The sequence below is a fragment of the Streptomyces cinnamoneus genome (genome assembly GCF_014650495.1).
Lineage (GTDB): Bacteria > Actinomycetota > Actinomycetes > Streptomycetales > Streptomycetaceae > Streptomyces > Streptomyces cinnamoneus.
Map to the genome: position 1 here is coordinate 296,409 of NZ_BMVB01000001.1, position 13,915 is coordinate 310,323.

A 13,915-nucleotide genomic window follows, 5' to 3' on the forward strand; every position below is an offset into this window, starting at 1 on the left:
GCCCCTGCCACGAGGGTCACGAGGCTCCTTCGACTTCGACCGCAGGAGAAATTCGCATATGGGTATGGGTAACGCGTATCCGCTGGACATCGCAGCACGGGCGGCCAATCTGACCGAACGGTTACGGGTCGTGGCCGCGGCGGGCGGCGAGGCGGCCGTGCGGGACAACACGGTCGAGCTCGACGCCTTCGACCGCTGGAAGGCCGACACGCTGGCCGGAAAACTGGCCGACAAGTTCCACCAGGAATCGCTCCACCGCGGCCGGCCGCCCCAGCACACCAAGGACGAACTCGCCGGCGTGCTGTCCGCCTACCGTCGTCTGGAACTCGGCCTGGACACCGCGGACGACGACGTCCGGACGCTTCTCGGCGAGCTGCAGAGCGCCTGGCTGCCCGCCTACCGTGCGGCCCTCGACGCCCACGACGCCGCCCGCGACGACGAACGGGCCGACGCACAGCCGGGCGAGGAGCCCGGCTGGCGCGGGTTCGACGTGTACTACGGCCGGCTGGCGAAGGCGTGCGAGCCGTTCCTGCGCGAACTGGGTCGCGGCCTGGGCGCCGCGCGCGACGCCGCACAGGGCGAAGGCGCCGCGCTCTCCCCGCAGTTGGCCGAGGACATCCAGCGCCACCTGCTCGACCGCTTCGAGCTGAGCCTGGCCTGGGCCGTGGAGGCCGACGCCAACGTGCACTGCACGCAGGCCGGGATCGACAAGGCCGAGGCCACCCGCGAGGACTACCTCGCCTACCTCGACACCACGTTCTCCGACAGCGCCGCCTACCACCGCTTCTACCTGAAGTTCCCCGTGCTCGGCCGCTGGCTCGCCCACACCACCGCCCTGCTCACCGCGTTCGGCCGCGACCTCTTCGACAGCCTGGCCGCCGACGCGGAGGCCATCGGCACCGAATTCTTCGGGCAGCCCGTCACCGCGTTCACCTCGCTGCGCCTCGGCGACTCCGACCCCCACGCGGGCGCGCGCACCGTCGCCCGCGTCGCCGTCGTGCTCGCCGACGGACGCACCGGCGAATTCTTCTACAAGCCGCGCAGCGTCCGGTCCGAGGCGGCGCTCCAGGACGTCCTCGCCAGGCTGGCGGACGACGGGGTCGTCGACTTCGCGACCCGGCCCGTCCTGCCCCGGGACGGCTACGGCTACGAGGCGCTGATCCCCGCCGGCCGCAACCGCGTCGAGACCCCCGAAGAAGTCACCCGGATCTACCGGGAACTGGGCGGCTACCTGGCGCTGTTCTACGTCCTGGGCGGCAGCGACCTCCACTTCGAGAACGTCATCGTCGCCGACGGACACGCCTTCGTCTGCGACGCCGAGACCGTCCTCGGCGTCCACCCCCAGGGGCGGGCACAGTCGGAGGGCACCCTCCTCGACTCCGTCTTCAAGACCGGACTCCTCGAATGGCCGCGCGCCGCGAGCCCGGGCGAGGAGGCCGCCGCCGAGATGCGCATCAGCGGCTACGCGGGCGGCGAGGGCTACGACGTCCCCGTCCCGGTGGCCCGCCGCACCGGCGAGGGGCTCACCTTCGCGGCCTCCGTCGTGCACAAGACCGGCGTCCACGTCGAGACCAGCGCCTCCAACCGCGTCTACCTCGGCGAGGAGCTCGTGCGTCCCGAGGACCACGTCGAGTCGATCATGGAGGGCTTCAACCGCGTCTACGACTGGTTCGCCGAGGACCCCGACGCGTCCGTCGACTACCTGATGGAGACGTTCAGCTGGGTCACCGCCCGCTTCATCAACTGGGGCACCCAGATCTACGCCCAGCTGCTGAGCGCCGCCCGCCACCCGCGCTGCCTCACCGAACCCCTCGAAGTGGACCTGCTCGCCAACACCGTCCGCACCTTCCCCCGCACCTGGGACGCCGAGGGCGTCCTGGCCGGACGGGAAGTGGCCGCCATGTGGCAGATGGACGTGCCGCTGTTCACCGCGGCCGCCCACGCCAGGCAACTCGTCCACGGGCACGGCGACCCGCTGTCCGCGCGCCTGGACAGCTCCCCGATCGACCACGCGGCCGCCCGCATCCGGCGGCTGTCGCAGCGGAACCGTGAACAGCAGAGCCAGTACATCGCCGCCAGCCTCTCGACCGGCGAGATCAGCAGCCCCGCCTTCGTCGCCACCTCCCTGGACTACGCGGCCAGGATCGGCGACCGCCTGTGCGACGAGCTGCGGGCCCCCGCCGCCCCCGCCCCCTGGACCTCCTACCAGCTGTCCGGCGAGTCCCTCGCCGAAGTGGACATCGAGGCCGACCTCTACCAGGGCTCCGCCGGCGTCGTCCTCTTCCTCGCCTACCTCGACCAGCTCGTGCCCCGCCCCGCGTACCGCAAGGCCGCCCGGCAGGCCCTCGACCACGTCCTCGTCCACTGGGACCGCGACCGGCTCGGCGCCTTCGCCGGACTCGGCGGCGTCGTCTACCTCCTCACCCACCTGCACCGCCTGTGGGGCGACGAGGAGCTCCTCGACCTGGCCGTGCGGCTCAGCGACGAGCTGCCCGCGCGCATCGACGAGGACCGGCACTTCGACATCCTGCACGGCGCGGCCGGCCTCATCCCCGTCCTGCTCGGCCTGGCCCAGGAGACCGGCGGCCACGGCATCGAGCACGCCCACCGCTGCGCCGAACACCTGCTGCGCCACGCCGAGGACGACGGCACCACCCTCAGCTGGCCCCCCTCCGCGGCCGACGAGACGTACGGCAACCTCACCGGCTTCTCGCACGGCTCCGGCGGCATCGGCTGGGCGCTCATCCAGCTCGGCCGGCACACCGGCCGGTCCGACTACATCGAGGCCGGGCGCAAGGCGTTCGCCTACGAGGACCGGCACGTCGACGAGCAGGAGAAGGACTGGTACGACCTGCGGATCAACAACGGATCCGCGGTCAAGGGCGCCCGTCACTTCTCCAACGCCTGGTGCAACGGCGCGGCGGGCATCGGCCTCGCCCGCATCAGCAGCTGGGCCGCGCTCGACCGCAGCGACGAACAACTGCTGCGCGACGCACAGCAGGCCCTGTCGGCGACCCTCCGGAACTTCCCCCGCCTGAAGAACCACACCCTGTGCCACGGCACCTCCGGCAACGCCGAACTCCTCCTGCGCTTCGCCCGGCTGAGCGACGAACCCGCCTTCCAGCTGGAGGCCAACGTCCAGGTCCAGGCGCTGTGGCGGAGCCTCGACGAGGCCGGCGGCGGCGCCGGCGGGGGCAGCGCCGACTTCTTCCCGGGACTGATGATCGGCATCTCCGGGTTCGGCATGCACTTCCTGCGACTGGCGGCCCCGGACCGCGTCCCGTCCGTGCTGCTCCTCGACCCGCCGTCGCACCACGAACAGTAAGGAGTGGCTCCACCATGGCCCTGAAGACCTGCGAGGAATTCCTGCGCGACGCCCTCGACCCGGCCCGGTTCGGGCGCGAGATGAAGGCGGTCACGGAGGTACCGGAGATCGTCGAGCTCGGCCGCCGCCACGGCTACGGCTTCACCGCGGAGGAGTTCCTGACGAAGGCCATGACCTTCGACGGCACGGCGGCGGGCGGCACGGCCGCGGGCGGCCCGGAGGCGGGCGGGCAACAGGCCCCCCGGCAGACCCCGCCCCCCGGGACCCCTGCGAACGGCGCGCCGGCACCGGCCACCGCCACCAGCTTCGCCCACTACGAGTACCGTCTGGACGACCTCCCGGAGTTCGCGCCCGTCGTGGCCGAGCTGCCCCGGCTCAAGGTCATGCCACCCTCCGCCCGCCTGGACCGGTTCGCCGGGCACTTCCGCGAGGAGGACGCCCGGACCGTCTCCACCTCGCCCGCCGACCCCGCCTACCAGGCATGGCACCGCGACCTCGCCGCGCGGGGCTGGCAGGACGAGGGCGCCGCGCCCGGCGCCCCGCGCCGCGACTTCCACCTCGTCAACCTGGACGAACACGTCGACTACCCGGGCTACGAGGACTACTTCGCCGCGAAGACGCGGGTCGTGGCCGCCCTGGAGAACCTCTTCGGCGGCGAGGTGCGGGCCTCGGGCTCCATGTGGTATCCGCCGTCGAGCTACCGGCTCTGGCACACCAACGCGGACCAGCCGGGATGGCGCATGTACCTGGTGGACGTGGACCGGCCCTTCGCCGACCCCGGCCAGACCTCCTTCTTCCGCTACCTCCACCCGCGCACCCGCGAGATCGTCACCCTCACCGAGAGCCCGCGCATCGTGCGCTTCTTCAAGGTGGAGCAGGACCCGGAGAAGCTCTTCTGGCACTGCATCGCCAACCCCACGGACCGGCACCGCTGGAGCTTCGGCTACGTCGTGCCGGAGACCTGGATGGACGCCCTCCGCCACCACGGCTGACCCGGCACCCGTCGTCCGCGCACCGCGCGGCACCAAGGAGGAGCGATGTTCGGAGCAGGACCGCGGACGGCGCGGGGGCCCGCGGCGGGGACGGACGGCGACGCCGCCCACCGAAGCGGCCGGCCGGCACCGGCCGCCGGGGCCGCTGGCGGCCCGACGGCCGGGTCCGGTCCGCCGGCCGTCCTGGCGCGGGGGCTGGGCAAGTCGTACGCGGGAGTGGAAGCCGTGCGCGGCATCGACCTGACCGTCGCCCAGGGCGAGACCTTCGGCTTCCTCGGCCCCAACGGGGCGGGCAAGACCACGACGATCTCGATGCTGACCACCCTCGCCACGCCCACCACGGGCCGGATCGAGATCGCGGGCCACGACACCCGCACCGCACCCCAGCAGGTGCGCCGCAACCTCGGGCTGGTCTTCCAGGAGACCACGCTCGACCCGGAGCTGACGGCCGTGGAGAACCTGCGCTTCCACGCCGACCTCTACGCACTGCCGCGGGCCGGCCTGGCCGGGCGCATCGCCGAGATGCTGGAGCTCGTCGGGCTCTCCGCCCGCGGCGACAGCCTCGTGCGCACCTTCTCCGGCGGCATGCAGCGCCGCCTGGAGATCGCCCGCGGCCTGCTGCACCGGCCGCGCCTGCTCTTCCTCGACGAGCCGACCATCGGGCTCGACCCGCAGACCCGCGCCCAGGTGTGGGCGCACCTGGCCGAGGTCCGCGAGCGCGAGGCGACGACCATCTTCCTCACCACGCACTACCTCGACGAGGCCGAGCAGTGCGACCGCATCGCCATCATCGACGACGGCCGGATCGTCGCCCAGGGCAGCCCGGCCGAGCTGAAGTCCGTCATCGGCGCGGACCGGGTGGACCTGCGCACCGGTGACGACATGGCCGCGGCCGCCCTGCTGCACGAGCGCTTCGGCCTGGCGGCGGTCCGGGGCCCGAACGGCCTGAGCGTCAAGGTCGCGGAAGGCGCCCGGCTCGTCCCGGCGCTGTGCGCCGCCCTCGACGTGGCCGTCTACGAGGTGACGGTCACCCGCCCCAGCCTCGACGACGTCTTCCTCCACCACACGGGGCGCGGCATCCGTGACGACGCCCTGCCCGGCGCGGCGGGCACGGCAGGCACAGCCGAACCGTCGGACTCAGGAGACAGCACATGACGCACGCCACGGTCGCCCTGCCCGCGGCCGACCGCCACGCCCCCGGCCGGCTCGCCGCCGAATGGCGCGCGGGCAGCATGGTGTGGCGGCGCGAAATGATCCACTTCCTGCGCTCGCGCGCCGGGATCGCCGTCTCCCTGCTGCAGCCGCTGCTGTTCCTCTACGTGCTGGGCATCGGCCTGTCCCGGATGTTCAGCGGCGCCGGCTCGTCGGACGACTACATGATCTTCCTCTTCCCCGGTGTGCTGGTGATGGCGGCACAGGCCCCGGCGATCTCGGTGGGAGCCTCGATCGTCTGGGACCGGCAGAGCGGCTTCCTGCGCGAGATGCTGGTGGCCCCCGTCCGCCGCAGCACCCTGCTGATCGGCAAGTGCCTGGGCGGCGCCACCGTCGCCGCCTGCCAGGGCGCGGTCGTCCTGGCCAGCGCGGGCCTGGTGGGCGTGCCCTACCGCGTCGACCTCTTCGCCGCCCTGCTGGCCGAACTCCTGCTCGCCTCCCTGGCGATGACGGTCCTCGGCGCGGTGATCGCCGTGCGGATCCAGCGGATCCAGACGTTCCACACAGCGCTGACCGTCCTGACGGCACCGATGGTCTTCCTGTCGGGGCTGATGTTCCCCGTCAGCGCCATGCCGGCCTGGATGGCGGCGCTCACCCTGGTCAACCCCCTGACCTACGCCGTGGACGCCATGCGTCAGACGATCACGGCCTTCCACCCCGCGCCCGCGGCCGGGGCATCGGGTGCGCCCATCTTCGACCCCGTCTCCTGGGGCGGCTGGGACGTACCGCCGGGCCTGTCGGTGGTGCTGGTGGCCGTGTTCTCGGCCCTGGCCCTGGCGGCGGCCTCCCGGCGCTTCTCCCGCACCGACTGACGGCGTTCGCGGACCGACTGAAAACACCGTCGTTCCCACGCGTCCAACCGTGGATCATCACTCACGTCCAGCGCCCGGATTCACATCTGAGGAGACATCACCATGCGTAGCACCAGACGCCTTTCGTTACGTCGCCGTTCCGCCCTGCTGATGGGCGCCGCCTCCCTCGCGGCGCCGGCGCTGCTGACGGTCCAGGCCGGCGAGGCGCAGGCGTTCGGCACGATCAACTCGCTGGGCCAGCGCGCCGAGCACGAGCGCATCACCCGGGCGGCGCTGGCCTGCGCCGCCGGCACGTCGTCCGACGGATCGTGCTTCGAGGCCCGGTCGATCGATCAAGTGGCCGGTCACACGGGGACGTTCGGGGCCGTCGGGTCGCCGGACTCGGACGAGATCTTCACCCCCGAGGCGCACTGCGACGACGCCGACTACCTCACGGCCTCCGGCTACCCGCGCACCCGTCAGCAGGCCAGCGACCAGCTCGTCGCCTGCATATCCAAGCTGCAGGGACGTTTCAGCCAGGGCGTCGCCGCCGGCTCGGGCACCCTGAACGGGGACGGCACGGTCTCCCCGGGCAACAGCGACCTGTCCCAGGACTGCACCTTCACCGGCGGCGTCCCCGGGCGCGGCAAGTGCAACGCCATCGAGGGCTTCGGCCGGGCCCTGCACGGTGTGCAGGACTTCTACTCGCACAGCAACTGGGCGGACAAGGCGGACCCCAACCAGGCCGTGGGCGTCAACAACCCGCCCGGCCTCAACATGTCGGGCCCCGCCCCACTGCTCTCGCTCAAGAGCGGCCGCCCTCCGGCGGCCTCCTCGGTGCCGGCGCAGCTGTCCACGGGCTGTTTCTCGCTCAACCCCTGGGGCTGCTCGGGCCGGGTGACCCACAGCACCCTCAACAAGGACACCGGCCTGATCGACCCGGCCAGCGGCGCCACCAGTGACCCGACGACGAACCGCGGCAGGATCACCGGCAACTTCGACCGCGCCGTCAAGGGTGCCATTGCCGACACCCGCCGTCAGTGGGCCGACTTCCGGACCGCGCTGACCGAGCGCTACGGCCAGGAGCGCGGCCAGCGCATCGCCTGCGTCCTGACGCACGACAACCCCGTGCGCGACTGCCGCTGATCCCTCGCGGCCCCGCGTCCCGCCGGCCCGGTGCTCCGCGCCGGGCCGGCCGGCACGCACCGGACCGGTCCTCGCGGGTCAGGCGTCGCCGTACGCCTCGCCGCCGAGCTCCAGCACGGCCGTCCCGGCGGTGGTGTCCGCCAGCCAGGCCCGGAACCCCTCGACGTCGGCCTCGGGCAGCCCGATCCCGATGCGCACGCCCTCGCCGTAGGCCACCTCGCGCACCTCGCGCCCGGTGGCCCGCAGGTCGTTCTGCAGCTTCCCGGCCCGCTGGTGGTCGACCGTGACCGTGGCCAGCCGGAAGCGCTTGTGGGTCACCGTGCCGAGCTCGTCGAGGGCCTCGCCGACCACTCCGCCGTACGCCCGGATCAGACCGCCCGCGCCGAGCTTGACGCCGCCGAAGTAGCGGGTGACGACCGCCACGACGTAGCGCATGTCGCGCCGGAGGAGCATCTGCAGCATGGGCACGCCCGCGGTGCCCCCGGGCTCGCCGTCGTCGCTGGCCTTCTGGACCGAGCCGTCGGCGCCGAGGACGTACGCCCAGCAGTGGTGCCGCGCGGTCGGGTGCTCCTTGCGGATGCGCGCGAGGAACGCCTGCGCCTCCTCCTCGGTGGCGGCGGGCGCGAGCGCGCAGATGAAGCGCGACCTGCTGATCTCGATCTCGTGCACGCCTTCGAGCGCGACCGTGCGGTACTCGTCCTGCATTCCGCCAGCCTAGACGTCTCCGCGGCGCCGCCCGGACCCGGGAATGGTCCGGCGACCTAGATCGTTGAGCCGGCATGTTCGCAGAACCGGGGATCATCCAGAAGATCATCGAGGGGACCGGCGACACCTGGGCGCTGGTCGGCCTCTCCGCCAACGAGCAGCGCGCCGCGTACGGCGTCGCCGAGGTGCTCCAGCGCCACGGCAAGCGCATCGTTCCCGTCCACCCCAAGGCCGAGACGGTCCACGGCGAGCTGGGCTACGCCTCCCTCGCCGACATCCCCTTCGACGTCGACGTCGTGGACGTCTTCGTCCGGTCCGAGCTCGCGGGTGCCGTCGCGGACGAGGCGGTAGAGATCGGCGCCAAGGCCGTCTGGTTCCAGCTCGGGGTGATCGACGAGGAGGCGTACGACCGCACGCGCGGGGCGGGCCTGCTGATGGTCATGGACCGCTGCCCGGCGATCGAACTCGGCCGGCCGCGGGGACGGGCGGTCTGACATCTTCCTGCGAAGGTCTCCGCGAACGGTTGTGCGACCATGCCGGATTCCCTTGGAATGTGCTCCTCAGTCCTTTTGGTCAAGGAGTACAGATGCGCAAGTCCCTTGCTGTTGCGGCCGCTTCGGCGGTTGCCGGCCTCACGCTGATGGCCGGCACCCCGGCGAACGCGGCGCCGGCCGCCGCCACCACCGTACCGAGCTGTGTGACGTCTACCTTCTCGACGCCGTTCTTCGCGATGGTCCGCGTCGACATGGAGAACAAGTGCACCACCGAGCAGCGGGTGAAGCCGTCGTTCAACTACGAGCTGAAGGACGTTCCGTGCTACGCCCTGCAGCCCGGTCAGAAGGCGGTGTTCAGCCGGGACGTGATCTTCGCCTCCGGGTACACGTTCGCCGGCCTCGTCAGCTGCTGACACCCGGCCCGTAGCGGTCACGGCTCACACCGTCACACCGTCAGTCCCGCGTCGCGGGCGCACAGCGCCGCCTGCACCCTGTTGCCGACCTCCAGGGCGGCCAGGATGCGGCTGACGTGAGCCTTGACCGTGCTCTCCCGCATGCCCAGGCCGTCGGCGATCTCCGCATTGGAGGCGCCGGCGGCCAGGAGCCCCAGGACGTCCGACTCGCGGGGGGTCAGCCGCGCCAGGCGCTGCTGGGCGGCTTGGACATCGCGGGACGCCGTGCGGTGGTAGCGGTCGACCAGACGGCGGGCCGCGGCGGGGTGGAGCATGGCCTGGCCCGCCGCGACGACCTGTATCGCCCGGATGATCTCGGCCGGATCGGTGTCCTTGAGGAGGAAGCCCGAGGCGCCGGCCGCCAGCGCGTCGTACACGTACTGGTCGAGGTCGAACGTGGTCAGCATGACGACTTCCGGCGGGCTGGGCAGCGCGCGCAGCCGCTCGGTGGCCGCTATCCCGTCCATGCGCGGCATCCGGACGTCCATCAGGGCCACGTCCACGCGCAGGGCACCGGCCCGCTGGACGGCTTCGAGGCCGTCGCCCGCCTGTGCCACGACCTCAATGCCGGGGACGTCGTCGAGGATGTCGGCGAGGGCCAGCCGGACCAGGCTGTCGTCGTCGACGATCAATGTACGGATCATGCCGCTCCCGGCGCGAGGTGTTCTTCGACAGTGCTGACGGGGATGTCGGCGGCGATGTTCCAGCCACCGCCCCCCGAAGGTCCGTAGTCCAGCCGGCCGCCCAGCGCCGTGACGCGCTCGGCCAGTCCGACCAGCCCGTAGCCGCTGCTGACCGGCGGCTCCCCGGCGGCGGACGCCGGGTCGCCGGCGCGGTTGTGCACCTCGACGCTGGAGGCCGGGGGACCGTAGCGCACGACGACCCGCACGGGGGCCCCGGGAGCGTGCTTGCGGGCGTTGGTCAGCGCCTCCTGCACCAGCCGGTGGACGGCGAGGCGGTGACTGGCCGGGAGCGGCCCGGCCGCGCCCTCGACGACCGCGTCGATCTCCTGGCCGGCCGCGCGCGCCTCGTCGAAGAGGGCGGGCAGCTCGCGCAGCCCCGGGACGCGCTGCCCCTGCAGCTCCGGGTGGTCGGGATCGCGCAGGACGCCCAGGACGTCCCGCAGGTCGCCCAGGGCCTCGGTGGAAGTGGTGCGCAGCAGTGCGAGCCGGTCCGCCACGGGCTCGGGAAGGGTGGCGGCCCGCCGCTGCAGGGCTCCGGCGTGCAGGGCCAGCAGGCTCAGCCGGTGGGCGAGCACGTCGTGCATCTCGGCGGCGATGCGGGCCCGTTCGCTCAGCCGCGCCTGCTTGGCGCGCAGCTCGCGCTCGACGCGCAGGTGCTCGACCTGCGCCGTCAGGCTCGCCTCCAGCCGCCTACGGCTGTCCGCCCACAGCCCCAGCACCATGACGAGGGCGAACGGCAGCACGGGGCCGTACGCACGGGTGCTCCACAGCAACTGCTCCGGCTGCGCGAACCAGTTGCCGGCCAGCGCCACCGCGGCACACGCACAGCCCAGCGCGCGCCACCCGCGCGAGGCGAGGTAGAAGAGCATGACCAGCAGGGGCAGCAGGGCGCCCACCACGACCGCGGCGCAGACGGTCACCACCACCGTGACCAACGGGACGCGGTAGCGCACCGCCAAGGAGAGGCTGCCGACGGCGGCGACGGCCGTGTCCGGGCCCCACAGCGTGGCGCCGGCCCCCACGTAGGCGTTCTGTACGGCCAGCACACCCACGGCGGCGACCAGCAGCGCCTCCGCCCATCCCGGCCACCTTCGGTCGTCCGCACTCAGCACGGGTAAATCGTAGTCACCCACCGTTTTTGATCCCTCCGCCAGTCGGCCTACGCTACCCCCTACTTTCGTACCGATCGAGCGTCGCACAACGGCCGATGGTGCGCCCCGCGGCGGCCCCTAGTTTCATGGTCATGGATCTGACGCAAGCCAACTCCACGCCCGTACAGCCGCGTTCGGCCACCGGGCTGGCCTTCCTCCGCGAGGCGACCCGCACCTTCCGCACCACCGGCGCGATCGCGCCGAGCAGCCGGCAGCTCGCCGAGCGGCTGGCCGCGCCCCTCGCCCCTGCGAGCAGACTGCGCCGGCCCACCGCGGTGCTGGAGGTCGGCGCCGGCACGGGGCCGGTGACCCGGGTTCTGGCCGGTGCCGTGGGCCCCGCCGACCGGCTCGACGTCGTCGAGATCAACCCCCGCTTCGTCGAGATCCTCAACGGCGCCCTGCGCACGGACCCCGCCATGTCGGCGGCCTCGGACCGCATCCGGATCATCCCCGAGTCGATCACCGAGATGCCCATCGACCACAGCTACGACGTCGTCGTCTCCTGCCTGCCGTTCACCAACTTCGCGCCGGAGACGGTCAGGTCCATCCTGGACCGCTACCTGTCGGTGCTCGTGCCGGGCGGACACCTGACGTTCTTCGGCTACCTCGGCACCCACGCCACCCGCTCGCTGCTCAGCAGCCGGAAGGAGGCCGCCCGCCACCGCGAAGTGACCGACCTGCTGCACGACTTCACCCGCCGCTACGCCAGCCGGCAGAGTGTCGTGTGGCGCAACATCCCGCCCGCCCGGGTGTGGCACGTGCGCGCCCCCGAGCACGCCACCCGGGCGGCGGACGCCGCCTGATGCCCACCGCGGACGAGCTGTTGCACGGAGTGCCGCCCGCGGCCGCGTACGGTCTCGTGCTCGGCCTGGTGCTCCTCGAATCGGTGCTGCTGCTCGGTTCGTTCGTGCCCACGCTCAGCCTGATGCTGTGCGCCGGGGTCCTGGCACAGGAGGGAACGCTGCGGCTGCCCCTGGTGGTGCTGTGCGCCACGACGGGGGTGGTGGCCGGTGACCTGCTCGCGCAGCGCACCGGGCGCCGCCTCGGCCCCGGCCTGCGGCGCTCCCGGCTGGGGAGGCGGCTGCCCGAGGCGGCCTGGGAGCGCGCCTGGTCGGTGCTCCAGCGCCGCGGCGGCCCCGCGCTGCTGGTCTGCCGCTTCGTGCCGGTCGTGCGGACCTTCGCGCCGCACCTGGCGGGCGCCGCCGGCATGCCGTACCGGCGGCTGGCCCCGTACAGCCTGGTGGCGGGCCTGGTCTGGGCGGGCGGGGAAGCCGGTGCGGGATACGTGCTGGGCGCCTCCTACGACCGGCTGACCGCGCCGGGCGGCGGGCTGCCCACGGTCTGCGCCGCCGCCGGCGTCCTGCTGGCGGCAGCGGCGGGGCTGCTCGTGCACCGCCGGCGCGCGCGCCGGGCGGTGGGCGGCTCAGGCCGAGCGGGCCAGCGACAGGCTGACGTCGGTGCGCAGGATCGCGACGTGCAGATGACGCAGCTCGCGCCCGGGGTCCACCCCGAGCTCGTCGCGGAAGACGCCGCTGACCTCCGCGTACGCGGCCAGGGCCTCGCCCCTGCGGCCGCAGCGGTAGAGGGCGAGCATCAGCCGCTGCCACAGGCTCTCGCGCAGCGGGTACTTCGCGGTCAGCGTCCGCAGGTCGCCGACGATCTCGTCGTGGCGGCCGAGGGCGAGGCAGGCGTCGTGGTAGCGCTCGATGGCCCGGATCCACTCCTCCATCAGCCCCGGCACCACGTCCCGGTGGAGCGCGTCCGAGCGCACGCCGCCGAGCGGCTGGCCGTGCCAGAGGGCCAGTGCCTCGGTGAGGGCGGAGTGCTCCAGTGCGCGGTCGCCGAGCTCGGCGGCGAGCCGGGCGCGGGCGGCGGATTCACGGAAAAGAGTGAGATCCAGACAGCCGGTGGGGACCTCGATCAGGTAACCGCTGGGCGAGGTGTGCAGCAGTCCGGAGAGCCCCGCGCCGGCTGCGTCCAGGCTCTGTCGTAAGCGGGTGAGGAGGGTGTGCAGGGCGGGGCGCGGGCTGTGCGGCAGCTCGTCGCCCCACACCAGGTCCACGAGTTTCTCGACCGGGACGATCTCGCCCGGGTGCACGAGCAGGGCCGCCAGGAGGGACCGTTGCCGGCCGCTGGGTAGCGAAACGTTTTTCCTGCCCACCGTGACGCTCAGTGGTCCGAGAACTCGGAAGGATATTGCCCGGTTCATGAACTCTCCCCTTCGCTCATCGAGCCGCACCCTGAAGACGGCTGGGGACTGCCGTGTCCGCTGTCCACTCAAGCGGACGTCGCGGTCAGCAAGCGTACGGTGCGTACAGAGTTGGTTGTCAACTATGGCGTATGAATGTCAGGGTTGTCTGGCGTTATCCATACGCTCAAGCGGACAGAAACAGTCGACCGGGCAACAACTCCCGGGGGAGGGACGGGGCATGAGCGACAGTCGACCGGCACCGGACCGCAACGACCGGCCACTTCTGCGCCAGTTCGACCAGCGGCTCAGTGAACTGATCGCCACCACCGCCGGGGCCGAGGGGAACAAGCGCCCCGGATACGCGCGCCTGGCCAAGGAGATCCGCGACACCACCGGCCGGACCATCTCCGGCACCTACCTGTGGGAGCTGGCCACCGGGAAGAAGCGCAACGTCACGCTCGAACAGCTCGACGTCCTCGCGGAGTTCTTCGGTGTGCCCCCGGAGTACTTCCTCGACGACGAGACCGGCCGCCGCATCGACGACCGCCGAAGACTGGCCATCGCCCTGCGCGACGCCAAGGTGCGCAACCTCGCCCTGCGCGCGGACGGGCTCTCGCCCGACTGCCTGGACGCGCTGATCGCCATGGTGAACGAGGCGCGCAAGACCCAGAACCTGTCGTCCATCGACGATGACGACGACACCGCCACCACCCTTACTTCTTCAGGGTAGTCAACGACCCGACGCCGGTCCCGTGGGCCTGGAGGACCGATGC

The 13,915-nt window shown here is 72.4% G+C and carries 13 protein-coding genes and 1 pseudogene; 10 read left to right on the forward strand and 4 right to left on the reverse strand.

Annotated features, from left to right (window positions below; translation table 11 throughout):
- Nucleotides 1-58 precede the first annotated feature (58 nt).
- The 5 genes from IE182_RS01305 to IE182_RS01325 all read left to right on the forward strand — a co-directional run bounded on the left by IE182_RS01305 (nucleotide 59) and on the right by IE182_RS01325 (nucleotide 7,466).
- Nucleotides 59-3,325 carry a type 2 lanthipeptide synthetase LanM family protein gene (locus IE182_RS01305; RefSeq protein ID WP_190107706.1) on the forward strand — a complete coding sequence of 1,089 codons (3,267 nt, stop codon included), beginning with the start codon at nucleotides 59-61 and terminating at the stop codon, nucleotides 3,323-3,325.
- 14 nt (nucleotides 3,326-3,339) lie between these two features.
- Nucleotides 3,340-4,317: a Nif11-like leader peptide family natural product precursor gene (locus IE182_RS01310; RefSeq protein ID WP_190107707.1), complete on the forward strand. Its 978-nt coding sequence runs from the start codon at nucleotides 3,340-3,342 to the stop codon at nucleotides 4,315-4,317.
- 45 nt (nucleotides 4,318-4,362) lie between these two features.
- Nucleotides 4,363-5,472 (forward strand): ABC transporter ATP-binding protein, encoded by a 1,110-nt coding sequence (locus IE182_RS01315; protein WP_190107708.1) that lies wholly within the window; start codon nucleotides 4,363-4,365, stop codon nucleotides 5,470-5,472.
- A complete protein-coding gene (locus tag IE182_RS01320; protein ID WP_190107709.1) occupies nucleotides 5,469-6,341 on the forward strand; it encodes an ABC transporter permease in 873 nt (290 codons plus the stop codon). Before IE182_RS01315 ends, IE182_RS01320 begins: the two co-directional genes overlap by 4 nt.
- Before the next feature lie 102 nt (nucleotides 6,342-6,443).
- A complete protein-coding gene (locus IE182_RS01325; RefSeq protein WP_190107710.1) occupies nucleotides 6,444-7,466 on the forward strand; it encodes a CinY protein in 1,023 nt (340 codons plus the stop codon).
- 78 nt (nucleotides 7,467-7,544) lie between these two features.
- On the opposite strand, the gene IE182_RS01330 is transcribed toward IE182_RS01325, so the two are convergent.
- Nucleotides 7,545-8,171: a YigZ family protein gene (locus IE182_RS01330; RefSeq protein ID WP_190107711.1), complete on the reverse strand. Its 627-nt coding sequence runs from the start codon at nucleotides 8,169-8,171 to the stop codon at nucleotides 7,545-7,547.
- Nucleotides 8,172-8,245: 74 nt separating this feature from the next.
- Here IE182_RS01330 and IE182_RS01335 point away from each other — a divergent pair, with 74 nt between their 5' ends.
- Nucleotides 8,246-8,665 (forward strand): CoA-binding protein, encoded by a 420-nt coding sequence (locus tag IE182_RS01335; RefSeq protein ID WP_190107712.1) that lies wholly within the window; start codon nucleotides 8,246-8,248, stop codon nucleotides 8,663-8,665.
- Between the two features lie 92 nt (nucleotides 8,666-8,757).
- On the forward strand, nucleotides 8,758-9,078 hold the full coding sequence (locus IE182_RS01340; protein ID WP_190107713.1) for an alpha-amylase inhibitor: 321 nt from the start codon (nucleotides 8,758-8,760) through the stop codon (nucleotides 9,076-9,078).
- Nucleotides 9,079-9,110: 32 nt separating this feature from the next.
- Here the strand turns inward: IE182_RS01340 and IE182_RS01345 are convergent, their stop codons facing one another.
- The gene (locus tag IE182_RS01345; protein ID WP_190107714.1) at nucleotides 9,111-9,761 is read right to left on the reverse strand and encodes a response regulator transcription factor; all 651 of its coding nucleotides are present in this window, start codon (nucleotides 9,759-9,761) and stop codon (nucleotides 9,111-9,113) included.
- Nucleotides 9,758-10,912, reverse strand: coding sequence for a sensor histidine kinase (locus IE182_RS01350; protein WP_190107715.1), 1,155 nt, complete (start codon nucleotides 10,910-10,912; stop codon nucleotides 9,758-9,760). The genes IE182_RS01345 and IE182_RS01350 overlap by 4 nt, the downstream gene beginning before the upstream one ends.
- A 131-nt stretch (nucleotides 10,913-11,043) precedes the next feature.
- Between IE182_RS01350 and IE182_RS01355 the strand changes: the two genes are divergently transcribed.
- Together IE182_RS01355 and IE182_RS32380 are read left to right on the forward strand one after the other, a co-directional pair.
- Nucleotides 11,044-11,754, forward strand: coding sequence for a class I SAM-dependent methyltransferase (locus IE182_RS01355; RefSeq protein ID WP_190107716.1), 711 nt, complete (start codon nucleotides 11,044-11,046; stop codon nucleotides 11,752-11,754).
- Nucleotides 11,754-12,224, forward strand: a pseudogene (locus tag IE182_RS32380) (DedA family protein); the annotation flags it as partial. The gene IE182_RS01355 and the pseudogene IE182_RS32380, both read left to right, overlap by 1 nt.
- A 150-nt stretch (nucleotides 12,225-12,374) precedes the next feature.
- Here the strand turns inward: IE182_RS32380 and IE182_RS01365 are convergent.
- Nucleotides 12,375-13,160, reverse strand: coding sequence for an AfsR/SARP family transcriptional regulator (locus IE182_RS01365; protein ID WP_190107717.1), 786 nt, complete (start codon nucleotides 13,158-13,160; stop codon nucleotides 12,375-12,377).
- Nucleotides 13,161-13,380: 220 nt separating this feature from the next.
- On the opposite strand from IE182_RS01365, the gene IE182_RS01370 reads away from it, so the two are divergent.
- Nucleotides 13,381-13,872 carry a hypothetical protein gene (locus IE182_RS01370; RefSeq protein WP_190107718.1) on the forward strand — a complete coding sequence of 164 codons (492 nt, stop codon included), beginning with the start codon at nucleotides 13,381-13,383 and terminating at the stop codon, nucleotides 13,870-13,872.
- The last annotated feature ends 43 nt before the right edge of the window (nucleotides 13,873-13,915 follow it).

Coding starts and splice junctions, on each gene's coding strand:
- IE182_RS01305 (WP_190107706.1), top strand. CDS start 59: ATGGGTATGGGTAACGCGTATCCGCTGGACATCGCAGCACGGGCGGCC.
- IE182_RS01310 (WP_190107707.1), top strand. CDS start 3,340: ATGGCCCTGAAGACCTGCGAGGAATTCCTGCGCGACGCCCTCGACCCG.
- IE182_RS01315 (WP_190107708.1), top strand. CDS start 4,363: ATGTTCGGAGCAGGACCGCGGACGGCGCGGGGGCCCGCGGCGGGGACG.
- IE182_RS01320 (WP_190107709.1), top strand. CDS start 5,469: ATGACGCACGCCACGGTCGCCCTGCCCGCGGCCGACCGCCACGCCCCC.
- IE182_RS01325 (WP_190107710.1), top strand. CDS start 6,444: ATGCGTAGCACCAGACGCCTTTCGTTACGTCGCCGTTCCGCCCTGCTG.
- IE182_RS01330 (WP_190107711.1), bottom strand. CDS start 8,171: ATGCAGGACGAGTACCGCACGGTCGCGCTCGAAGGCGTGCACGAGATC.
- IE182_RS01335 (WP_190107712.1), top strand. CDS start 8,246: ATGTTCGCAGAACCGGGGATCATCCAGAAGATCATCGAGGGGACCGGC.
- IE182_RS01340 (WP_190107713.1), top strand. CDS start 8,758: ATGCGCAAGTCCCTTGCTGTTGCGGCCGCTTCGGCGGTTGCCGGCCTC.
- IE182_RS01345 (WP_190107714.1), bottom strand. CDS start 9,761: ATGATCCGTACATTGATCGTCGACGACGACAGCCTGGTCCGGCTGGCC.
- IE182_RS01355 (WP_190107716.1), top strand. CDS start 11,044: ATGGATCTGACGCAAGCCAACTCCACGCCCGTACAGCCGCGTTCGGCC.
- IE182_RS01365 (WP_190107717.1), bottom strand. CDS start 13,160: ATGAACCGGGCAATATCCTTCCGAGTTCTCGGACCACTGAGCGTCACG.
- IE182_RS01370 (WP_190107718.1), top strand. CDS start 13,381: ATGAGCGACAGTCGACCGGCACCGGACCGCAACGACCGGCCACTTCTG.